The organism is Fibrobacter sp. UWOV1 (assembly GCF_900142495.1).
Lineage (GTDB): Bacteria > Fibrobacterota > Fibrobacteria > Fibrobacterales > Fibrobacteraceae > Fibrobacter.
In genome coordinates this window covers 1-20,809 of record NZ_FRBA01000002.1, presented here as the reverse complement: position 1 = coordinate 20,809, position 20,809 = coordinate 1, and the positions used below count along the sequence as shown (strand labels likewise).

The 20,809-nt window shown below is 50.6% G+C and carries 17 protein-coding genes and 1 rRNA gene; 7 read left to right on the top strand and 11 right to left on the bottom strand.

Going from position 1 to position 20,809, the window contains the following annotated elements:
- Window positions 1–16: 16 nt before the first annotated feature.
- Together BUC02_RS03915 and BUC02_RS03910 are read right to left on the bottom strand one after the other, a co-directional pair.
- On the bottom strand, window positions 17–331 hold the full coding sequence (locus BUC02_RS03915; RefSeq protein ID WP_073319009.1) for a hypothetical protein: 315 nt from the start codon (window positions 329–331) through the stop codon (window positions 17–19).
- 43 nt (window positions 332–374) lie between these two features.
- Window positions 375–1,241 carry a coiled-coil domain-containing protein gene (locus BUC02_RS03910; RefSeq protein ID WP_073319006.1) on the bottom strand — a complete coding sequence of 289 codons (867 nt, stop codon included), beginning with the start codon at window positions 1,239–1,241 and terminating at the stop codon, window positions 375–377.
- Between the two features lie 70 nt (window positions 1,242–1,311).
- On the opposite strand from BUC02_RS03910, the gene uvrC reads away from it, so the two are divergent.
- Window positions 1,312–3,192 (top strand): excinuclease ABC subunit UvrC, encoded by a 1,881-nt coding sequence (gene uvrC / locus BUC02_RS03905; RefSeq protein ID WP_073319003.1) that lies wholly within the window; start codon window positions 1,312–1,314, stop codon window positions 3,190–3,192.
- A 399-nt stretch (window positions 3,193–3,591) separates the two neighbouring features.
- On the opposite strand, the gene BUC02_RS03900 is transcribed toward uvrC, so the two are convergent.
- The 5 genes from BUC02_RS03900 to BUC02_RS03880 all read right to left on the bottom strand — a co-directional run bounded on the left by BUC02_RS03900 (window position 3,592) and on the right by BUC02_RS03880 (window position 8,839).
- Entirely contained in the window at window positions 3,592–4,356 is a 765-nt protein-coding gene (locus BUC02_RS03900; RefSeq protein ID WP_073319000.1) for a hypothetical protein, read from the bottom strand.
- Window positions 4,357–4,428: 72 nt separating this feature from the next.
- A complete protein-coding gene (locus BUC02_RS03895) occupies window positions 4,429–6,369 on the bottom strand; it encodes a glycoside hydrolase family 30 protein (protein WP_073318997.1) in 1,941 nt (646 codons plus the stop codon).
- A 95-nt stretch (window positions 6,370–6,464) separates the two neighbouring features.
- Entirely contained in the window at window positions 6,465–7,052 is a 588-nt protein-coding gene (locus BUC02_RS03890) for a hypothetical protein (RefSeq protein ID WP_073318994.1), read from the bottom strand.
- Window positions 7,053–7,110: 58 nt separating this feature from the next.
- Window positions 7,111–7,884 carry a DNA alkylation repair protein gene (locus tag BUC02_RS03885; protein ID WP_073318991.1) on the bottom strand — a complete coding sequence of 258 codons (774 nt, stop codon included), beginning with the start codon at window positions 7,882–7,884 and terminating at the stop codon, window positions 7,111–7,113.
- 52 nt (window positions 7,885–7,936) lie between these two features.
- Complete coding sequence (locus tag BUC02_RS03880) at window positions 7,937–8,839, bottom strand: bile acid:sodium symporter family protein (RefSeq protein ID WP_139261012.1); 903 nt, start codon at window positions 8,837–8,839, stop codon at window positions 7,937–7,939.
- Between the two features lie 67 nt (window positions 8,840–8,906).
- Here BUC02_RS03880 and BUC02_RS03875 point away from each other — a divergent pair, with 67 nt between their 5' ends.
- A complete protein-coding gene (locus BUC02_RS03875; RefSeq protein ID WP_073318985.1) occupies window positions 8,907–10,298 on the top strand; it encodes a TrkH family potassium uptake protein in 1,392 nt (463 codons plus the stop codon).
- Window positions 10,299–10,426: 128 nt separating this feature from the next.
- Complete coding sequence (locus tag BUC02_RS03870; RefSeq protein WP_073058332.1) at window positions 10,427–11,083, top strand: potassium channel family protein; 657 nt, start codon at window positions 10,427–10,429, stop codon at window positions 11,081–11,083.
- A gap of 74 nt (window positions 11,084–11,157) precedes the next feature.
- Here the strand turns inward: BUC02_RS03870 and BUC02_RS03865 are convergent, their stop codons facing one another.
- Complete coding sequence (locus BUC02_RS03865) at window positions 11,158–11,745, bottom strand: hypothetical protein (protein ID WP_073318982.1); 588 nt, start codon at window positions 11,743–11,745, stop codon at window positions 11,158–11,160.
- 105 nt (window positions 11,746–11,850) lie between these two features.
- On the opposite strand from BUC02_RS03865, the gene aroC reads away from it, so the two are divergent.
- From aroC to BUC02_RS03850, 3 genes are all read left to right on the top strand, one after another.
- The gene (gene aroC / locus BUC02_RS03860) at window positions 11,851–12,933 is read left to right on the top strand and encodes a chorismate synthase (protein WP_073318978.1); all 1,083 of its coding nucleotides are present in this window, start codon (window positions 11,851–11,853) and stop codon (window positions 12,931–12,933) included.
- 96 nt (window positions 12,934–13,029) lie between these two features.
- Entirely contained in the window at window positions 13,030–13,920 is an 891-nt protein-coding gene (locus tag BUC02_RS03855; RefSeq protein ID WP_073318975.1) for a tetraacyldisaccharide 4'-kinase, read from the top strand.
- A 64-nt stretch (window positions 13,921–13,984) separates the two neighbouring features.
- Window positions 13,985–15,451, top strand: coding sequence for a hypothetical protein (locus tag BUC02_RS03850; protein WP_073318972.1), 1,467 nt, complete (start codon window positions 13,985–13,987; stop codon window positions 15,449–15,451).
- Here the strand turns inward: BUC02_RS03850 and BUC02_RS03845 are convergent.
- Both BUC02_RS03845 and BUC02_RS16535 read right to left on the bottom strand, forming a co-directional pair.
- Window positions 15,448–19,398 (bottom strand): fibro-slime domain-containing protein, encoded by a 3,951-nt coding sequence (locus BUC02_RS03845; RefSeq protein ID WP_254794085.1) that lies wholly within the window; start codon window positions 19,396–19,398, stop codon window positions 15,448–15,450. The genes BUC02_RS03850 and BUC02_RS03845 overlap by 4 nt on opposite strands.
- On the bottom strand, window positions 19,359–19,721 hold the full coding sequence (locus tag BUC02_RS16535; RefSeq protein ID WP_254794083.1) for a hypothetical protein: 363 nt from the start codon (window positions 19,719–19,721) through the stop codon (window positions 19,359–19,361). The genes BUC02_RS03845 and BUC02_RS16535 overlap by 40 nt, the downstream gene beginning before the upstream one ends.
- Window positions 19,722–19,897: 176 nt before the next feature.
- On the opposite strand from BUC02_RS16535, the gene BUC02_RS03840 reads away from it, so the two are divergent.
- Window positions 19,898–20,596 carry a hypothetical protein gene (locus BUC02_RS03840; protein WP_073318969.1) on the top strand — a complete coding sequence of 233 codons (699 nt, stop codon included), beginning with the start codon at window positions 19,898–19,900 and terminating at the stop codon, window positions 20,594–20,596.
- A 120-nt stretch (window positions 20,597–20,716) separates the two neighbouring features.
- Here the strand turns inward: BUC02_RS03840 and rrf are convergent.
- Window positions 20,717–20,809, bottom strand: a 5S ribosomal RNA gene (gene rrf, locus BUC02_RS03835); the annotation flags it as partial.

Genomic DNA, 20,809 nt, shown 5'->3' with positions numbered 1-20,809 from the left:
TTATCTGTAAGACTTGTTATAGCTGATCGATATTGTCCACGCCTTCGTCCAAAAGGAGCGTAAGGTTCTGGACTTCCTTTTCCATCTGGTCGTAGTAGTTTTTCGCGCGACCCAGCTGCTTGCGGAGTTCCATGATTTCGGACATAAGCTCCACGGCAAGCAACGCCATGCGCTTTCGATTGTCCATCTGGAATTTCGCCGAGCGTTCAAAACGCTGGTTGATGCTTTCCACAATGTCATTCAGTTCCGCATCGGGTAAGTCGGTGCGAATCTGAATGGACTCCTGGGCAACGGAAATGGTTACCGATTTCAAAGGTTCGATACTAGCCATTATTTAATCCCTACGCCGAATGGATCATCGTCCATCAGCATCCTTATCCGAAAAAACTTGTCTGCGAGCCCTCCTGCTTGCTCGCGAACAGATCATTGTCCTTTTCATCGGCCCCATGAACTTCGATAGTCGGAACATCGTCTTCGGGTTCCTGTGCCGTTTCTTCTGCGGGTTCTTCGGCGGGCACTTCTTCAAGTACCAAGTCGTCTGCAGCTTCGCCCTGTTCCGTGGATTCTTCAGCAGGTTCTTCCGGGGCTTCTTCTGCAACTTCTTCAGCAGATTCTTCTGCGGGCTGTTCGGCCGATTCATCCTGATCGATAGAAATGTCTGTACCCAGTTCGTTTTCGATAGTCGCTACCAACTGGTTGAACTTTTCCTGGGCTTCGGCAATTTCGTCGTTCTGGGCCTGTAGCTGTTCGTTCAGGCTGTCTACAAGAGCATTCTTTTCGGAAAGCTGTTCCATGAGGCTTGCGATAGTCGCATCCTTTTCGGCCACCTGGGTATTGAGGGCGCCCAGGAGTTCCGCCTTTTCGTTCACCTGGCCGGTCAGCAAGTCGGACTTTTCAGTCAGTTCGCGAATCTTGTCGTTCAGACTTTCAATGCAACCGTCTTTTTCGACAAGCTGCTGCCCGAATACCGTAACCCGGTCGACAAATTTTGCAATTTCGGCATCTTTCTGGTTCAGCATTTCTTGCTGTGCATTTGCCTGGTTGGCGCGGGCGTCAAGGGCGGCCTTGCAGTCTGCCAGGTCGTGCTTGGCCGATTCAAGCAACAGGGTCTTGTCCTGCGCCATGGCCACAGCCTGCGACAATTCGCGTTTGATTTTGGCGTTTTCTTCTTTGAGGGTACGGACCGTGCCCAGCACACCCTCGATTTTTTGAGATAAAACACTCATTTTTTCTAAATTCATTTCTGCTCCGTCTAATGAGTTTTAGAACTTTAACATTATTAAGATAACTAAATTTTTTCATAAAAACCAAATGATTTCTGTAAATGAACATATACAGCGGCGACTGACGGAATTGCCGGACCGACCGGGCGTTTACATCATGAAGAACGCCCAGGGGAAAATCATTTACATCGGAAAGGCTAAAGTTCTAAAGAACCGCGTGCGCAGCTACTTCGACGGTTCCGAGCACAACGGACACCGCGCGGCAACGCTGATGCTCCCCTACATTCGCGACATCGAATGGATCATTACCGAAAGCGAGCAAGAGGCACTGATTCTCGAAGCAAACCTGATCCGCAAGCACACGCCCAAGTACAACGTGCTTTTGAAAGACGACAAGCACTTTCCGTACCTCGCGTTCTCGGTCAAGGAGCCCTTCCCGCGGCTAGCGCTTTCACGCTCGGTCAAAAAAGACGGCCGACAGTATTATGGCCCGTACATGAGTTCGCGCTATATCGACAAGCTGATCGACATTTCGGCAAGGCTGTTCAAGATTCGCGAATGCTCCATGGAACTGCCGGCCAAGCACCCCGTGCGCCCCTGCCTCAACTACCACATCGGTCGTTGCAGCGCTCCTTGTGCCGGGCTCATTACGCAAGAGGAATACGCCAAAGATGTAGAAAGCACGCGCCTGATGCTTGAAGGCAAGCGCGACGACTTGATCGACAAATGGCAGCGTGAAATGGAAGAGGCGAGCGCCAATCTGGATTTTGAAACCGCCATGAAAAAGCGCGATGCGATTCAGGCGTTGCAAGCTTCCGGCACACACCAGAAAACCGACACCACCGACCCGAACTTGTCGCTCGACGTGGTAACGCTCCGCCGCAACGGCGACATGGCCGCGGCCGTGATTTTGGAATACCGCAAGGGCGTGCTCATGGGGCGCAGGCATTACCGGCTCGAATGCAAGCTCGAAGACGACGAGACCGAAATATTCCGGCAGATGGTGCTCCCGTGGTACATGGAGGCGCCCCTGATCCCTGCCGAAATCGCAACCGACATCGTGCTCCCGGAAGACCGCGAGATTCTGGAACAGGCACTTTCGGAAAAAGCCGGAAGAAAGGTGCGTTTTTCAAGCCCCCAGCGCGGCGAAAAACTCGGATTCCTGAAGCTTGCAGGCGCGAACGCCGATATGATTCTCGTTGAAATGCGCGCCGAAGTGCAAAAGTACAGCGAAATCGACCAGAGCGTCTTTGAATTGCAAAAGGTTCTCGGGCTTAAAAAGACTCCGTTCCGCATCGAGTGCGTCGACATTTCTCACCTTTCGGGCACAAATACCGTCGCAAGCCTCGTGGCGTTCAAGAACGGGCGGCCCGACAAGGCGAACTACCGCAAGTTTATCATTAAAACGGTAGAAGGCGTCGACGACTTCGCCAGCATGCGCGAAGTGATGACCCGCCGCATTCGCAGGCTCGAAAACGAGGGCGTTCCCATGCCCGACCTGTGGGTATGCGACGGCGGTAAAGGCCAAGTAGACGCCACCATGCAGATTCTAAAGGAACTCGGCCACGACCAGGATTTACCGCTCATCGGACTTGCCAAGCGCCTCGAAGAAATCGTATTCCCCGACGACCGCAAAAGCATCGTGCTGCACCGTACAAGTCCGGCACTAAAGCTTTTGCAGAACGCCCGCGACGAAGCGCACCGATTCGCCATTACCTACCAGCGCAGCAAGCGCAAAAAAGACCTGGAAGTCGAATGGCTCAAGATGCCAGGTGTGGGTCACGAAACCCGCGTCAAGATTTTGAGCAAATACAGGAGCGCCGAAGCGTTCATGGCAGCCCCCATCGAAGACATCGAAATCCTGCTCGGAAAGGTCCGCGGCAACAACTTGCGCGACCAAGTCGCAAAATATTGTGCAGATTTTATCAGACCATCCGGTTTAGATGACAACAAAGACTCAGAAGGCTGAATATTCCAAAGTGGACTAAGGCTCGTTTGTATAAAAACGACCTTTATGAACTAATTTCGCCAAGCAAGGATAAGAATTCTTTACTTATCGTTTATTTTAAAAGGACAAAAAAATAATTTTCGTTTTTTTGCTTGCTTTTGCCCTTCAAGTTGTCTATATTACGGATAAGGCATCCCACGGATTAACGCCCGATCTAACAGTATTTTTAAAGCTCGTCGCTCTTGGTGTTCAGTTTAGGCGCGCATCGACGCGAAAAACAAAGCCCCGAGGCACTGCTATCATTTTTAAGTGAGTAGCTTCGAGTGTTCCACCGTGAGGGATGCCTTTTTTGTACCCTGAAAAAGTTTTCCCACAAAAAACACCCTATAAAGGGTGCTTTTTAGTTGAGTACCTGTAGGCTTATGCCTGCGGCTTGACCGTTGCACGAATCAGCATGAGCTGCGCCGGCACGTACAGCCACCAGATAATATTGTTCGCAATTTCGGCAACCGACTGCAGTGCGCTGTGGTCGTCACCCGTGACCATCGAAAGACCGACGCACACATCACCGAAGAAGAAGGCGACCATGCCCCAGCAGATAAACTTTGCATTCACTGCCGGGAAATACCCTTTGCGCGGAGCAAGCATACCCATTACGACAGAGGTAATCACAAATATGCCATAAACCACGACAACAGCCACCGTAAGGCCCAATGTGCCGGTAGCGATCAGGGCGATGCCTGCGATAACAGCCACGGCTAACAACCAGTAAATCTTGGGGAGGCTCTTGTCTGCTTCGGACTTGCGGGAATGCCTGTAAATCAAGATGGTCTGGAACACCATGAAGAAGGTGATACCGAGAACGGTGCTTATGGTTCCTGCATCAGGAGCAAAAGCCTTAATCAGGCTAAAGCTGTAGTCCGCCAACAGCGAGAACACGAACGCCGCACGCAGCAGCTTGCCATCGCGGCCAGAGAATGCGCTCGATGCCGTGATAAAGGCAAGAATCGTCAGCATGGTTGTCATGACCGACTTGGTGTAAAGCTGCAGGGTGCCAGAATCCGACAGGCATTGGCTTACCGCGCCGCAGGAATAAAAGTCAAACCAATCCTTGCCGGCCGTAATGAGGAGGAACACAGCAAGGACAGAAAAAACGATTTTTTGAGCAGTTGTTTGTAAAAGCATGAATAAAGGATAGCAAAATTCACGCTTGTTTGGTAAGCTTTTTGTAATATTTTACAAAATAATCGGTCAAACCTACTTGATTCGTACCTGACGCAAGTTTTTACCCTGTCGGACAAGGTAAGTTCCCGGAGCCTGCTTTAAAGAATGCCCCAAGAATCGGCCCTGCATATCAAAGACCTGGATAGATTCGCCCGCATTCAACGGCTGTAGCATTCCGACAATGCCGCGCTGACCAATGGCTGTCGTAGAATCTTCATCAGTCGAATCCTGTTTGGTGGTATCCGGTTCCACGAAGGGGTGGTCCGGGTCGTCCACCACCACCTTGAAGGTCACGGAGCCTTCGCAGCCCGAGGCGTTCGTGTGGACCGCCTTGTAGTAGCCGCTCATGGTGCCGTCCATGTTCTTGAAGCGGATTTCACGACTTGTCGACTTGAATTCCGCCGGACCACTCCACACCCAGCGACCGCCTTCCCACGGGTGCGGGCCAATCGAAAGCGAATCGCCCTTGTTCAGCTTCACGTCGGTCGTCTCGTTCCAGCCGCCATCGTGGATTTTTACATACGGTATTATGGTATCCGGCTTGCATGCGCCACCTTCGGCGCCTTCGATCACCATCGTGGTAATCGTGTTGGACTTCGCGGTCATCGAAAGCGCCTTGCCCGAAATCACGATATCGGATTGCTTGGTGAGGCTGCCGGGCAGTTCGAACCGCACCACCTTCGCGCTCGTGCCAATCTTCACGAATTCACCCAGGTCGAAGCTGTACTTCACGTCGCTAGAACCGCTATTGCGCACGATAAGCACCAGCGCACCCTCGGGCGTGAGCGCCGCGAGCGTGTTGCCGTTGTCGCTATCGATAATGCGCGAACCCGGACGGATGTAGCGGCTGAATGCGGCGTGCATGTAGTAGCGCGCGTTCGGGCTGAATGTCTGCTTGCTGTGGTTCAGCGCGAGACTCCGCCAGTTCTCGGCCGGGTCGCCAATCTGCCAGTCCACCCAGGCGCTCGCCTTCATGTCGCGCAGGTCTGCAAGAATCACGCCCGCCATCCAGAGCGCAATGTTCTCGTCGCCGCTCTTGTGAAGCGGGCCCGTTTCGGACTGCCACACCTTCTTGTCTTTCGCGAACGCCGCATTGAAAAGTTTGGCGCGGTTGTCGCCGCCGGAATAGCTGTGTGTGTTCACCTGGAACATGTAAGAAAGCGCTTCGGAACTGTACTTGTTGAACTGGTTCAAGGCATCGCCAATGTTCGTCTCGTCGGCGGCACTCACCGAAGTCTCGGGGAACAGGCCCTTCTTCTGAAGCGCCTTGCCGAGTTCCACAATCATCTTCGTCTGGTTGTTCTTGAAGCCGCAACCTTCCTGCCCGCCATTGGACTTCCACCAGCCGGCACTCGGCTCGTTGAACGGTTCCACCGTACGGAACGTGATTCCCCATTCCGTCTTGAAATGCAACGCCACTTCGGAGAGGTAGTCCGCGAAGTCGTCGAAATAATCTTCCTTGAGGTTGTCGCTACCGTCGCTAGAGCCCGAAACGCAGCCGCTCTTGGTCATCCACCACGGGGGCGAATTGCTGAACGCCTCGAAAATCGGGTCCTTTACGCGCTTGGAAAGTTCAATCGCGATTGTGCGCTGGTAAGGGTCGGCCGTCCAGTCGAAATCGCCCTTTTCCGTGGGCTTGTAGCCGGGAACGTTCGCGCCGCCGTCGCCCTTCGTTAGGTGATTATGGCCTGGCTGGTCGCCGCCGCCAATATTGTAGCGGAAAATCGTATAACCGAGACCCGTATCGGGGTCGGCAATCGCACCCAGAAGCTTGCTGCGGTTCGCCTCGCTCCAGGCACCCGCCTTCACGGCCCACCAGCAGAGGCTCGTGCCCCAGCCCTCGAAAACCTGGTACTTTTTGCCGGGGTCCACAACGACCTTAGTCTGTGCATGCGCAGGGACAAATAAACCTGCTAAACAGAACGCGGCAAGGGCCACGCCCGAGACTTTAAAATCTTTACCAATACCCATCATACCCCTAAATATACCCCCAAAATGACTAAATGTCAAATGTGGACTTTTTGGGGCTTTTTTATCGGGAACACAAAAATTCCCTAATATATTCCTAATTAGTCCAAATGAAGAATTCCCGTAACTTCTGATTTAGGGATAACTTCTCCATTTTTCAATGGTATATTATAGTCGGAGTCTAAGTTTCCATCAGCCCGACATTTGGGGATAAATTCCTGTATCCTTCGCCAGGCTTTGGGCAAATCAATTCTGTGCATTGGATATATTTCCATCACAATGTTTTTGCAATATACAATCACCGGATACTCAATAAGATCTGATGAATAATAAGCATAAATATGCCTGTCATTAATTGAGTCGTTTAACAGAACAGAGAATTTACTCAAATCATATCGGTTAAATGTATACTCTTGATCAACAACAGGCTTTTTTATAAACCACAAGAAAAAAAAGTAGTTATCAACACTAGTTCCGAGAAAGTAGTAACCTACCTCTGTTACGTAAGCAGTATCTAAAGCAAAACCATAATGATGAACTAAATCTGTATAATCATATCGGTTAATTTTATTTGAAATCTTCGTTTCGAATACATATGTATACATCGAAGTTACAGGATGGAAAAAAAGGAAATAAACCAATGCCACTAGAAATAAAATAATGGCCGATATGATTTTTATTTTTTTCATTGTTGGTACTCTTGAATTACTGTTTTACACGCGATTTTTATTTCAGCCCACGCAGGGTTTATTTTTGCTCCTGCGTGATGCGGTAGCTTTCGCAGGCTTTTTGGATGGATTTTGCGTGAATCCAGGGCGAAAGTTTGCGGCCTTTGATGTAGGGGAAAGTTGCGTCCCATTGCTTGGCGAGGGCGGTTGCCATGTACCAAGCGATAACCATTTGCACGTAGTAACGGTCGGTGGGACGGGCGGCATTTACAGAAGCCAGCGCAGCGCCTGTCGAATCGTCGTCGAAACGATTTTCATCGATGGCGGCAACAAGTTTCAAATGTTCCTTGCTGAAGCGCTCGTCCAAGAAATAATTCATGAGCATGTTCACGCCGAAACGCACCGTGTACGGGTGATTCGACTTAAGCCATGCCTGAATGCGTTCCAAGAATTGCGTTTCGTCTTTAAGCAAAGCCTTCGGAGATTTGCCGTCGCATACGGCCCAGTTATCAATGTAAGGCAAGAACTGCTCAATGCGGCGCATGCATTCGTCAAAATCCTTGATGCGTTCCACCGCAAAAAGGTGCACCTGGTTTTCTTCGAAATACTTGTGCGGCAACTTGTCTAAAAAGTTCGCAACATCCTTCGGCATGATTTTTGCGGCCTTCGTGGAGTCCTTCGCAGCCCCCTTCACCGCTGAATCCACAAACTCCTTCGCAATCTTTCGCATCGTGGGCACACGCACGCCGATAATCGATTTCTTGTCGATGTTCGGCAACAGCGACGCATGAAAGTCGCGGTACTTTAAATCCTGTTCCGCCAACAGGCGCTTAACAAGTTCTGCATGATTCATTACGCCCCCACTTTTGGATTGTCGCGATGCGCTTGCGCAATGAGAAATATAATTATTCTTTTTTCGGCTTAATCCTTGCGCTCAGATAACTGAGCACCAGGTTCTGCCACACCACGTAGCAAGTCGGGGCAAGTGCCACCACGGGGCCCGCATACAAAGTGGCAATCCAAATGACGAGCGTAGTGTTCTTTTGGCCCATGCTCTGCGCACTTTCGATGGGGCGACGGTTCCTTTCGACATACCAACCGAGGGCGTACAACAGAATGCAAAGAATCAGCGAAATTCCCGCCATCATGGGGAGCTTTCCGCTATTCCACAAATCAGAGAATCCCATTTCGCGAATGTCGTAGCTTGCTTTCGCCAAAATCACGAACACCGAGAAGGTCCACACGAACATGGTGTACTTTTGGTATTTGGCGGCACGGTCGGCAAGTTCCGGGTAAAATGCCCGCAGGCCAAGCGCAAACGCAAGCGGAATGCTGATGATGGGCTGAATCGTATTGAAAATCTTCATCGCGATTTCAGAGAGGCCCGCATCGGTGCCGGTCAGGTAACCGAACACAATGGGAATCGAAAAGCAGGCAATCAGGTTCCCGCTCAAGAAAATCTTTAACGCAAGCGAGGCCGAACCGCCGAGCATCTTGGCCATGGCAGGGGCAGCGTTTGCAGGCGGGCAAAGTGCAATGATGGCGCCACCCAAAAGCACTTCGCGCGGGAGGTCGAAAAGCTTTACGATGCCCGCGATAGCGGCGACCAGAATCAGGCTCACCACCAAGGCGCGAATTTCAATCTTGAACGTGTAGCCATGCGTTTGCGGCGGAATTTTAGTCACAAACGTCAAAAACATCATGGTACCGATCAAAAAAGGCATCAGGGGCGAAAGCACGTGCGCCTGCGGGAGCAGAATCCCGAGCAAAATCGCAATCGGCATCAAAATGGCACGTAAATTCTTCATACGCGGCCAAATGTAGAAAACCGCCCAAACCTAGGCAAGATAGGGATTAATTTCTATATTGTGGCCCATGTTACGTTCAAGGTACGAAGCGTTTGACTTCGTGGAAAAGAAGGCCGAAGTCAAGAAAAAGTCGGGCAACCCGATTTTGATGATTGTGTCCGGCTACCTCGCGCTGGTTTCTTTGGGAGCACTCCTGTTGTCGCTTCCGTTTGCGCAGCGTGAACCGGTAGGCGTTCTCGACGCCTTCTTTACGGCCATGTCTGCCGTGTGCGTTACGGGTCTTTCTACCATCGATATCAGTGCAAGCTTTACCACTTTTGGCAACTGGGTTCTAGTCATTCTCATGCAGGCGGGCGGTCTTGGAATCATGACGATTTCTACCGTGATCATCCTCCTTGCCGGCATGCACCCGGGATTCAACCACCAGTCGGCCCTCCTTGCCAACTACACGCAGGAAGGTAACGTCGATGCCGGCCGAATCCTAAAGGCTGTGCTCCCCTTTACCTTCGGGCTCGAAGCCATCGGCGCCGTCATCTACTTTACGCAGTTCAGCGGCATGGAACTTTACGACCGCATATTCTGCAGTCTGTTCCAGGCGGTCAGCTCCTTCTGTAACGTGGGCTTCACCTTGTTCCCCGATTCTCTGGTACGTTTCCAGCTGAACCCACTCATGAACATCACGACCTGCGTGCTTGCGCTCGCCGGCGGTTTCGGTTTCTTGGCCATTACCGAAATCCGTTACCTGTTCGACTTCAAGAAGCGCGCTATCCGCAAGGTGTCGCTGCATACCCACATTGCCACTGGCTTTACCCTGATTATCGTTCTCGTGAGTATCGCCTTCTTCATGTTCAGCGAATGGAGCAATACTTTTGCAGGTCTGAACTTCGGAGAAAAGCTGGAATCCAGCGCCTTCATGGCATTCACCAGCCGTACCGCAGGTCTCAACAACATCGACACCTCGGCCCTGAGCGTGGGCTCGTTGTTCTTCTTCGTAATCATCATGCTCATCGGTGCAAACCCCGGTAGCTGCGGCGGCGGTATCAAGACGACTACGACCGCCGTGATTTTCTTGCTAGGGTTCAACCGCCTGCTGGGCCGCAACAAGACCCAGATTCTGGGTCGCACCATTCCCGAAACCACGGTCGATAAGGCCGTGCGAATCTTCGTGGTGGCAATCGTGGTCGTGGTGGTGGCAACGCTCGTACTGCTCGAAACCGAGGCCGCCGGCAACTCCATCGAACAGGTTTCGTTCCTCAAGGTATTCTTCGAAGTGGCAAGCGCCTACAGCACCTGCGGCCTTTCCATGGGGCTCACCCCGGATCTTTCGATTCCTGGCCGAATTGTGATCTGTACAGTGATGTTTGTCGGCCGCATGGGTCCGCTGTTCCTGATTTCTGCAGTGGCTAAAAAGCAGGAGCAGGGCATGTGGTATGCCGAAGAAGACATCATGGTGGGCTAAGGCGCCTACGGCGCAGTTGGCAGAGCTTAGTCGGTAGAACTTAGATAAAAACACGATAAGCAGTTCATTTCATACTTTTTTTAGGCTCTAAGTTCTAAGCTCTAAGTTCTAAGTTCTAAATTTAACCTATGGCTTCTAAACAATTTGTAGTAATCGGACTGGGTAACACGGGCTACTTTTTGGCCCGCCATTTGACCGCACTCGGACACGACGTGATGGTCGTAGACCCAAGTCCCGAAAAAATCCAGGATATTTCGAACCAGGTGGCCCAGGCAGTCGTTGCCGACGGTACCCGCAAAAAACAGCTCCAGTCGCTCCCGCTTTCCAAGGTGGACAGCGTCATCTGCTGTATCGGCGAAGACCTGCAGGCATCGCTTCTCACGGTCCTGAATCTCAAGGAACTGGGCGTCAAGCACATTATTGCCAAATCCAGTAGCCCGGCACACACGATTATCCTCGAAAAGCTCGGCGTGGCGGACATCTTCCACCCGGAACGCGACATGGCCATTTCCTTGGCCGAGCGTCTCAACCGCCCGAACATGCTCGACTACCTGCCGTTCATGGAAGGCTTCTCCATCGTCGAAATCGCCTGCCCCGACGCCTTCCTCGGCAAGACGCTCAAGGACCTCTCGCTCACCCACAAGTACGGCATCCAGGTGATCGCTATCCGCGACCCGCTGGAACCCACCCCCAAAATCGGTAACATCGCCGACTACGTGCTCAAGGAAAACGACGTGCTATTCGTGATTGGCCCGAACGAGGCCCTGGACAAACTCAAGGCCTAACAGGCTCTCAAACACAAAATTTTAAAGCCGGCGAAATTCGTCGGCTTTTTCTATCTGAACTAATTTCAAATAAACTAGAATACAGGCTTGTTGGAAGTGGCGCGTTCTGCGGAGCGGCTTGCGCTCGAATTCTTTTCGGTTGCAAGCTTGCGGTGCGTCACGGCACCTACAGCAAAGTAACGGCCGTCCTTCTGGACCAGTCCAGTGTAAATATTCAGAACCTTTTGGGAGAACCACTGCTGGTACAGGTTCAAAATGCTTTCCTTGAGGGCCGAAGTTTCGTCGATAGCCGGGTTGCCCGAGGGCTTGCCGTACTTGAGCGTAAACTGTTCGGACATATAAGCTACCGCTTCAAAAGACTTGTTCAGACGGGCGCGTTCGACACGACCGGTGCGAATTTCAAAAGAATAGAACTTGTCATTCTTGTTAAAAATAAAGTCAACCTGGACCGGCAGTTCACCGAACATGAATACGGGAATGACGACACGTTCGCCTTCGCCACTTTGACCATACGGCTCGTAACCGAGCTTCATCACCTCTTCGATAACGGTCTCACGGGTGGCACCGAAGGGAATACCCGCAAAGTCATTATAACGCTGGGCGGCCGCTTCCAGAGAAAGCAGCAGGGTCAAAATCGTTATAATAAATCCAAAGTGTTTCACAGGATTCTCCTAGAATCTTTGTAAAAGATAGTAAACTTTGCCATGTTGGTAAGTCCTTATCTGATATTTTCTTAGAAAAAACGCCGATTATCTATATTTTGACTCATGGCAAGCACATTTGGCAAAATTTTTAGCGTTACTACCTGGGGCGAATCCCATGGTCCGGCCGTAGGTTCGGTCCTGGATGGCTGCCCTGCAGGTCTCGAAATCACCGAAGAAGAAGTCCAGGCGGAACTCAACCGCCGCCGCCCCGGGCAGGGCAAAATGACCACCGCCCGCGACGAAAAGGACCAGGTAAAAATCCTTTCGGGAGTCTTCGAAGGAAAAACCACCGGAACCCCGATTTCATTCGCCGTCTTTAACGAAGACCAGCGCAGCCACGACTACGCCGAAATCCAAAAGTGGTACCGTCCGGGCCACGCCGACCTGTGCTACGACCTTAAGTACGGGTTCAGGGACTACCGCGGCGGTGGACGCAGCTCTGCCCGCGAAACCATCGGACGCGTTGCCGCAGGTGCAGTCGCCAAGAAACTCTTGAAGCAGATCAACGGCACCGAAATCATCGCCTGGGTGAATTCCATTGGCGAAGTCGATTGCGGCCCGCTGGACCTGAACAGCCTCACGCTCGAACAGATTGAAGAATCTCCTGTGCGCTGCCCCGACAAGGAAGCCAGCGCCAAGATGGAACAAGCCGTACTCGATGCCCGCGCAAACGGAGACAGCATTGGCGGCACCGTATGCCTCCTGGTCAAGAATCCGCCGGTGGCGCTGGGCGAACCGGTGTTCGACCGCCTGGACGCGTTGCTCGCCCAGGCAATGCTGTCGATTCCCGCCTGCAAGGGTTTTGAAATCGGAAGCGGCTTCGCCTCGGCTCGCATGCACGGCAGCAAGCACAACGACGAACTTTACTTTGATGGCCACGCCTACCACACCCGCACCAACAATGCAGGCGGTTCCCTCGGCGGAATCAGCAACGGCGAGCCCATTTACTGCCGCATGGCATTCAAGCCCACCGCCACCATTTCGCAGGAACAGAAGACTGCTGGTCGCGGTGGTGAAAACGGAACGCTTGCCGCCCGCGGTCGCCACGACCCGTGCGTTGCAGTCCGTGCACCGGTAATCGTCGAAAGCATGGCAGCCCTTGTACTCGCAGACCTCTATCTACAGCAAAAGAGAAACTGCTTGTAATAGAAAGTAGACAGCGGTTAAGAAAGTGAGATGTGAAATGAAACAACCCTCATTCCACATTACACATTTCAAATTGTAGAATCTGTTTTAACTTCTATGCTCCGCTATATTCTAGCTCTCTGCTATCGTGCCGCATACTTGCTGCATCACGCGCTCCGCCTTCGGCCGGGCGCACCTCTAGAACATTCCAAGCTAATCGTCGTCGGAAGCTTTCGCACCGGTGGTGCCGGAAAGACGCCTTTCTGCATCTGGCTTTGTAAGCACTTGGCTGCACAAGGCAAGACGGTAGCACTCCTCGCCCACGAATACGCCTTCGACGAAATCAAAATGCTTCGTCAGAAATTTGCAGGCAACGAAAGCGTCCAGGTTTTTGCGACCCGCAACCGTTACCGCCTGGCCCACGAACTCGACAAGTCGTGCAAGTTCGATTGTATCGTCTGCGACGACGGATTCGAAGACAGCCGTTTAGTCGGAGCAACCACCATCCTCTTGCAGTGGGAAAGCATCCCAACAAAAATTTCGGAACTCTGGCCCTGCGGGGGCATGCGCAGTCTCGCGAAAGACCACGATCTAGACCACGACAAGAGTTCTCCTATGGTCCGCATACTGAGGTGTGAAGGCGGAAATCCGGCCGTACGATTCGTTATAGATAAAGTATTGCATTTTTATTCGGGCAAAGAATTTGTCAAGAAAAACGCTAAAGCAAACATCGTGTGCGGCCTCGGAAATCCCGAGCGGTTCTGCAGCGACCTTCAAGATTTCGGAATCGAAATCGGCCACAAGTTCTTTTTCAAGGATCACAGCAAAGCATTTGCGGCCCAATTTGAAAAAATCATTCAAAACCGTCCGCAAGAAACTTTCGTGATTTCAGAAAAAGATGCTGCCAGGCTACCCGCCGAATTCATACAAAAAAACGAAAAATCGCAGATTTTCGTTGCATCGCAGACAACAGAAATTTCAACCGAAATCGCCCAAAATCTGTTCTAAGCGCGCCTACCCCTTTCATAATTCTTTCCCAGTTTTTATATTTCGGAGAAAGAAGGAAGAAATCATGACGCTCACAAACCGTATCCAGAACTTGATGCAGGCCCTTTGTCAGGAATTTCCTGAAAGACAAGACAGACTCCAGTTGGCATTCCTGGCCGCCATCAATGACGAGCCTTTTTACCTGTACGGTCGCACTGGTTCGGGCAAGAATTTCATGATCAACCGCTTGCTTGCGGCATTCAAAAAGCCCCGCTTTATCGAAATGGGCAGCCGCCCGCAAGAAATCCCCGGCTCTATCGATGACTATGACGTAATCCTGTTCAAGGGGTTCAATCCGATTGACGACGCCACCAAGGAATGCGTACGCAACGCCTTGCAAAAGCGCAAGCACACCACGCTGATTCTCAGCAGCGACGTTCGCCCCGAAAACGCCATGGGCCGCGCCGACATCGTCGACGAAATCACGCTGACCATTTGTATGCCCGACAATCTTTCTTCGGAATCCCTGTGCATGCTGTTGCAAAACTACAGCTTAAGCGAAGACTTCAAGGCTCCCGAAGAATACACCATTTCTGAAGAAGAAAAAACAACGTGGGCAGATGAAATCCAGAAGATCGCCCTTTCCACCGAAACCATGGCAATCATCGGGAAGCTCTCGGACCTCTGCATTCAAAACGCCATCTACGTACCTATCAGCAAGTGGCTCTCGCTTGCCAATATCGCGCGCACCATCGCCTTCTTTAACGGGCGCAACCAAACGACATTCTCTGACACGCTCTTCCTCGGCACTCCGATTTGGGGCCGTTCTACATCGAACAACTCCATCGTGGAAAGCTTTATCGATATTGTCAAGAGCGTAATCCTCAAAGACCTTGCAAACGTCATCGCCACGACTTACGATGCAGACACCCTTTACCGCAAAGTCAAGGGCATGCTGAACAGTTCAAATAATTTGTACGAAACGAAGGAGTTCAACGGCGAGCCCTGCATCAGTTACCGCATTACGGTGGCAGGCGAACAGACTCCGCTCTACGTTCCGTTGCATTATGTAGAAACCGTCGAAGATTTCAACCCGTACAACGAACTTCGCAAAATCGAAAAGAACGTGCGCTGCAACTTCCACGGAACGTCGAGTTGCACAATCTCCATCAATTCCACCGTCAAGAGCGTGGGCCTTCGTAACAACAATTCCAGAAACGAGAATTCCGCGCCGGCCAAGTTCGAAGATTTCGCAACCCTTCCGACGTACATTCTTCGCGAAAACGACCCTGAAGTCGCCAAGAAAAAACGCATTGAGCTTGAGGCTTGCCAAAAAGAAGCGCAGACGCAAATGGAACAGCAGGCAAAGATACTGCGCTCGCTGCGCGACCTTTACCAGTCGAACAAGACTTTCCGAAATGACCTGTTCTGCAATCTCGAAATCTTCGACAAGATTCAGGCAGACCTGAGCGATATTTTCAACACCATCAACGGCGTTGCCACCAAGCTCAAGGAAACGCTTGAGCTGTACAACTCCGCCAGCAAGAATTAATTCTTGCTGCGGCGAATGCCGATCACGAAGGTGTTGTCGCTACTGCCGGCCTGTTCTTTTCCACTCTTGATTTTTACCTTCATCTTGGAAATGTAGGCACCCGTGCCTACGAGGCGGCCCTTGTCGCTACGAGCGCCCCATTCGAAGAACAGGTTGCCCGGATTGTCGTAACAGTTCGATTTGCTCGGGTCTGCGGCATTGTAGAACACGGTCGCATCGTTACAGGCAATGCTTCCGCCGGCCTTGTTCACAAAGCTACCCAAGTGCGAGTAGTAGTAGTTTTCCCAGTTAATCTTGATCAGCGCAAGGGCGGAATCCTTGTTGGCCCCGCTCGGCAAGTTCATGATTGCCGAAGTGGCGAGTTCACCCAGGTTAAAGCTCAGCAACAAGCCCGGCTTACCGATGCTGTCGATGATTTCCTTGACCGTTTTGTTCATCGGCACCACCACAGGAACGACCGGTTCACTGTAGGGCCATTCTTCGGCATCGCCCGAAATCGTCACCACGCCAGGGGCCTTGACATCGGTTCTCTGGTCGCCAACAATACGGACCTTCGGGTTGTTCACGTGGGCCGCATTTTCGCTGCGGTCCTTGAGTTCGCCCGGCAACAGCCTTACGTAATCGCCCACTTCCGGAAGCGCCATCTGCGCTGTACGCTGGAAGTACAATCTGAACACATTGCCCTGTGCATTCTTGTCGCAGCTCACGATATTGAGCGAATCCATAAAGACTGCAGAATCGCGGTAGAACACGAAGGCGTTCTTCGCATCAAGCGCCTTGATGTTCGAGCCTTCGCTCAAATTGATAGTCACCACGCTCACGTCTTCGGATTTCGGCTCGACCGATGCACTCAGAATAATCGGAGCCACATGGTCCTCGACCAAGGTGTTCATCGAAAGCTTGACTTCTTCGAAAGAATCTTCGTCGGTATAAGTGTAGTGGTACAAGAGCGAGCCCGAATAAACTTGGTCAGATAAACCCGTGAATACATCTTCGCGAAGCCCTTCCGGATTGAACAAGGTGATAATCGATTCCTGTTCTACCAGCGGCCAGATATTTTCTTGACCCGCTATCGTATGGAATTGCGTACCGCCAAACGCCCACGAAACCGTATCGGGCACGACCTTGTCAAACGCCTTGCTGAACGGAACCGAAAGACTATCCGGAATGCCGTCGCCATTCACATCGAACATGGCAGCCTTTACCGCAAACGGTACAGGCGGTTCCTTGAAATGAATATCAGTCCAGTGAATCTTGTTTGCAACGCCTTCGCCTTCAATGGTAAAGAAGGCATCGACTGTTGCAGAATCACCCACTACATAGAAACTTGCATACCCCGTAGAATCGGTCGTAATCGAAGTGACTCGCTGGTTGTCGGCATCCAAGAAACTGAGCGGATACTTCGTCTTCAAATTCAATGTGGCCAAGCAATTGACATTCGAGCTTGCAAGCATGTTGCCACACGGCGTCGAACCATACAACAGCACCACTTTTAACGGCACCGTATCCGGGTAAGTCACATGCGCAAGCAATGTGTCGTTCTTGCCGCCATCGAGCCCAAGTACATCGCCACGCAGCGTATAGCCCTTCGGGTCAAACACCAATGAATCGGTCACATGGAACACATCGACAAACGCAATGTCCGGAAGCGGGTATTCAGGCACCGTAAACGGAATCATCTGATACTGGCTTTCATCTGCGGCCAAGTAGCAAATCAGCACATACTGACCCGGGCTAAGCGTGCGCGAATTCACGAAGGCCGAAGTATCAATCGTGAAACCCGCCATGTTTTCGCTAATGAAAATACCACCGTAATTCAGGCCCGGTTCTAGCAGCTCTCCGTCGGCAGGGAGTCCGCCACCAACCAGGCGGAACACGGACTGCGCGTAAGTCGTATCGATCTTGGACACACTCGACACGTCGCAGCTCAGGGATTCATCGACAAGCAACTGCAATAGTTCGTATTCGATAACACCCTTCGAATTCTGTTTCTCGACCGGGAAATACGTCTTTTGCGTCTGCAAGTTAATCGAAGTGCGCATCTTGAAGTTAGAACCCGTGGCGTTACGTTCCGAGAAGAAAATCTGGAACGGATATTCCTTGCCTTCGGTAAGGCCAAGCGTATCGAGGTCGACAGCTCCTTCCACCGGGCTGTGGCAGCCGCCAATGTCGACGACCAGTCGGTTATTGATAAACACCCACACATCGTCATCGCCGCGGAATTCGAAGAACTGTCCCTTCACGTACTTGAACTGCGCATTGATCTTCATCGAGAAACTGTAGTTGTGCTTGCAACCCTGAATATCCCAGTCGTATTTCGGGTTCTTGATAGTCTTTGCCGAATCAAGATACTGGAAGTCATCAATCGGGTAGAATCCCGGATTCACGGGGTCGTTACAGCCGTTCGGAGATTCCGTCACATCGGCCAGCCAGAATCCTTCGGCATCGAGCACCAAGTCGATATCGCGGCAGGTCGCATTCGTGTATTCGCGCCCAGTAGCAGGATCGGTCGCCAGGACCTCGGGAATAAACCACTTGTCGATTTCGCGGCCTGCAGAGCACTGTTCCCACGGGAAAGCAAGCGAATCCACACGCAGCGGGAGCCCGAGTTCACTCAAGGTGTCCTGCACCATGCCAAGCACATGACCGCCGCAAGTCTTGTATTCAGAACCATTATGGACAACCGTCGTATATTCGTTACCGCCGTAAATTCCGCCAAAGTCAATATCGATTGCATCAGCATACGATTCGCCCGCCCAGTCAAGAATCATCGCCGAAATCTTCATGGTCGGGCAAATCCCCAGGCGACCTGGGAATGTTTCGCTGAATTTGGGCGTACTGCTCGAAAGCGGGTAGGGGTAAACCCACACCGTGTCATAAAGCGCGACCATGGAATCGAGAGAAATCGGAGTACCGGCTTCCTTGCCTTCGCCCATCAGGCCCTCAAGGCTATAGAAATCCGTACCGAAGGACTGCCTGAACTGCACACTCCAATCATCGGTATGCTTGTAATACGTGCCCTGGTACCAGCCGCAAGTATCGCTCTGGGTCGAATCAAACGGACTTGCCGAAATCGGGCCCATGCGCACCAATTCGCCGGCCACAATCATCGAAGGAGACATGTTGTCCCACGGGCTCATCAAGCGAATCGTCTTCGGTTCCAGCGGGCTGAACGAAAGATCGAGCTCTCCATTGCTATTGGTAAACAGCCAAGTCTCGTAGACACCCGTCGGGAACAGCTTAGATGCAAGCGGACGCTTGTCTTCGGCAAAATAAGTGACCTGAGGCCATTCATTCTGACGGCGGTAAATGTTAAACTGGGCCATCGTAGAATTCCAGTTCGCCGAATTCACCGTTGCAGGCGCAAAATCATAATGGTACCAGTACGGGTACGCATCCTTTTCGGTTGCAACAGGATTATTGATAATATTGTTGCCAACCGTAATAAAAATCGTGCTGTCCTTGAACGTGGAATTCGTACGCCACGGATGGTAAATGTGCAGCACGCGGGTAGAATCAAAACATTCGCCAAGCGAACCGAGCTTGTCGCCTACTTCAGAATTTGCAACCGTACCATCCACAAAAACGGTATCCATGACGGCAAAGTAATTGCCAAGTTCAACTACACCCTGCGCGGGGTATGCCATGTAAGGCGTATTCAAACGAATAAAGTGCGCAGACTGCACGGGATTGCGAGCAATCATCGCCGGCGAAATCGCACCATAGAACCAACCGCAGTTCGACTTGTCATCGACTGCATAGCGCATCATCACAGAATCGGTCCCGAAAATCATCTGCGGAAGCGCATGATTACCCCACGGGCTCTTGAACCACACCATCTTGGAACCCGGAGCCACAAAAGATTTGGTATAGCTCTTGTCGGACAGATCAGTATAAAGCCAGACTTCTACATCGGTACCGAATTGAATTCGCCACCGGCCTTCCACTGCTCGCCATTATTGTTATTGTAGTTGTTGTCGGCTGTATTCGGATAAATGCTTACCGTAAAGGATTCCCAGTCCTGAAAATCGGACACATTCTTGTTCCAGGTGTAGCTGAACCAGCCGTCACCTTCGTCAGTCATGATTGTCGTGGAACCTGCACCAAACGAGGGGTTATAACCGCCACCAGCACCCCCAAGAACATGCAAGAAATAATCGGCCTTGGAAGCATCATCACGCCAAGGAGACTGAATATGCAGCGTAAGCGCCGCATTCGCCGATACAAACATGAATAAAATGGTATAGAGTACCCAAACCCAATACTTCATAAACGCGACTCCTTTGATAATCGCAAACAACCCATCTATAAAATATATTCCTTATTCTAAATCGGAATAATTATGAGCTTTTCGGCAGAAAAACGTTGTGTAAAGCACAATAAAAAGGGAGAAGAATTATTATTTTATGAAAAAATTTATGGAATTCAGCAAAAAAGGGGCCTAATATGAAAATTAAAGACAATGACAGTGAATTACTTGCATTGTGGAATTTTTTGAAAGTTTGCGCAAAAGAAATTATCTTCATCACAATCGTTATAGCAATTCTCTTTTTTTCCAATCACGTTTATATGGTTTATGCCATATTGATTTTTGCCATCATATTAATAGGAAATTTCTGGATATCAAATAATAAACGAAATAATAGAATTTCAGCTTCGATAGAAAAAGTAACTAATACAGGTTTTAAAATAAGCAAACAATTTGAATTAATTAATTATTTCAAAGCAGATGACTCTCAAATTCTTTTAATTGACGAAGAAAACAAGCGGTTTGGAGTACTTGATTATAACGGGAAAACAACCCAAAGTGAATTTGTTTTTTGGAATTATACCCAACTAGTTTCTTTTAAATTAATCGACGAAGATGATACTATTGTTTCAGCTCGAGAACTATTAAGCAACGATTTCTATTCGACTTTTAATGCTATGAAATCTCGTAAAGGATATACACGAGTTATGTTTATTCAGATAGCAACGAATGATTTGGATAATGCTGTAAAGGAATTTTATGTTGGCTTTAATTTTAAGCGCAAGCCTAAGAAAGAACAAAAAGAATTCTATGATTTTCTTGACACCATACTTCGTACTCTTGCAGATATTCTGAAGGAAAATACATCAGTAGATTCTTTGAAAAAAATCAATTGATATATTTAAAAGAATATATTTTATAAAAATGGGAAATCGATTGATTTTCCATTTTTTTTGATTAAAAAACCGGTGGCATAAAAAAAGCCCCCTGCGAGGTTTACCTCGTAGGGGGCGTGAATCCAGCGGCGACCTACTCTCCCGGGCCCGTGGGCCAGGTACCATCGGCGATGAGGGGCTTGACTTCCGTGTTCGGAAAGGGAACGGGTATGA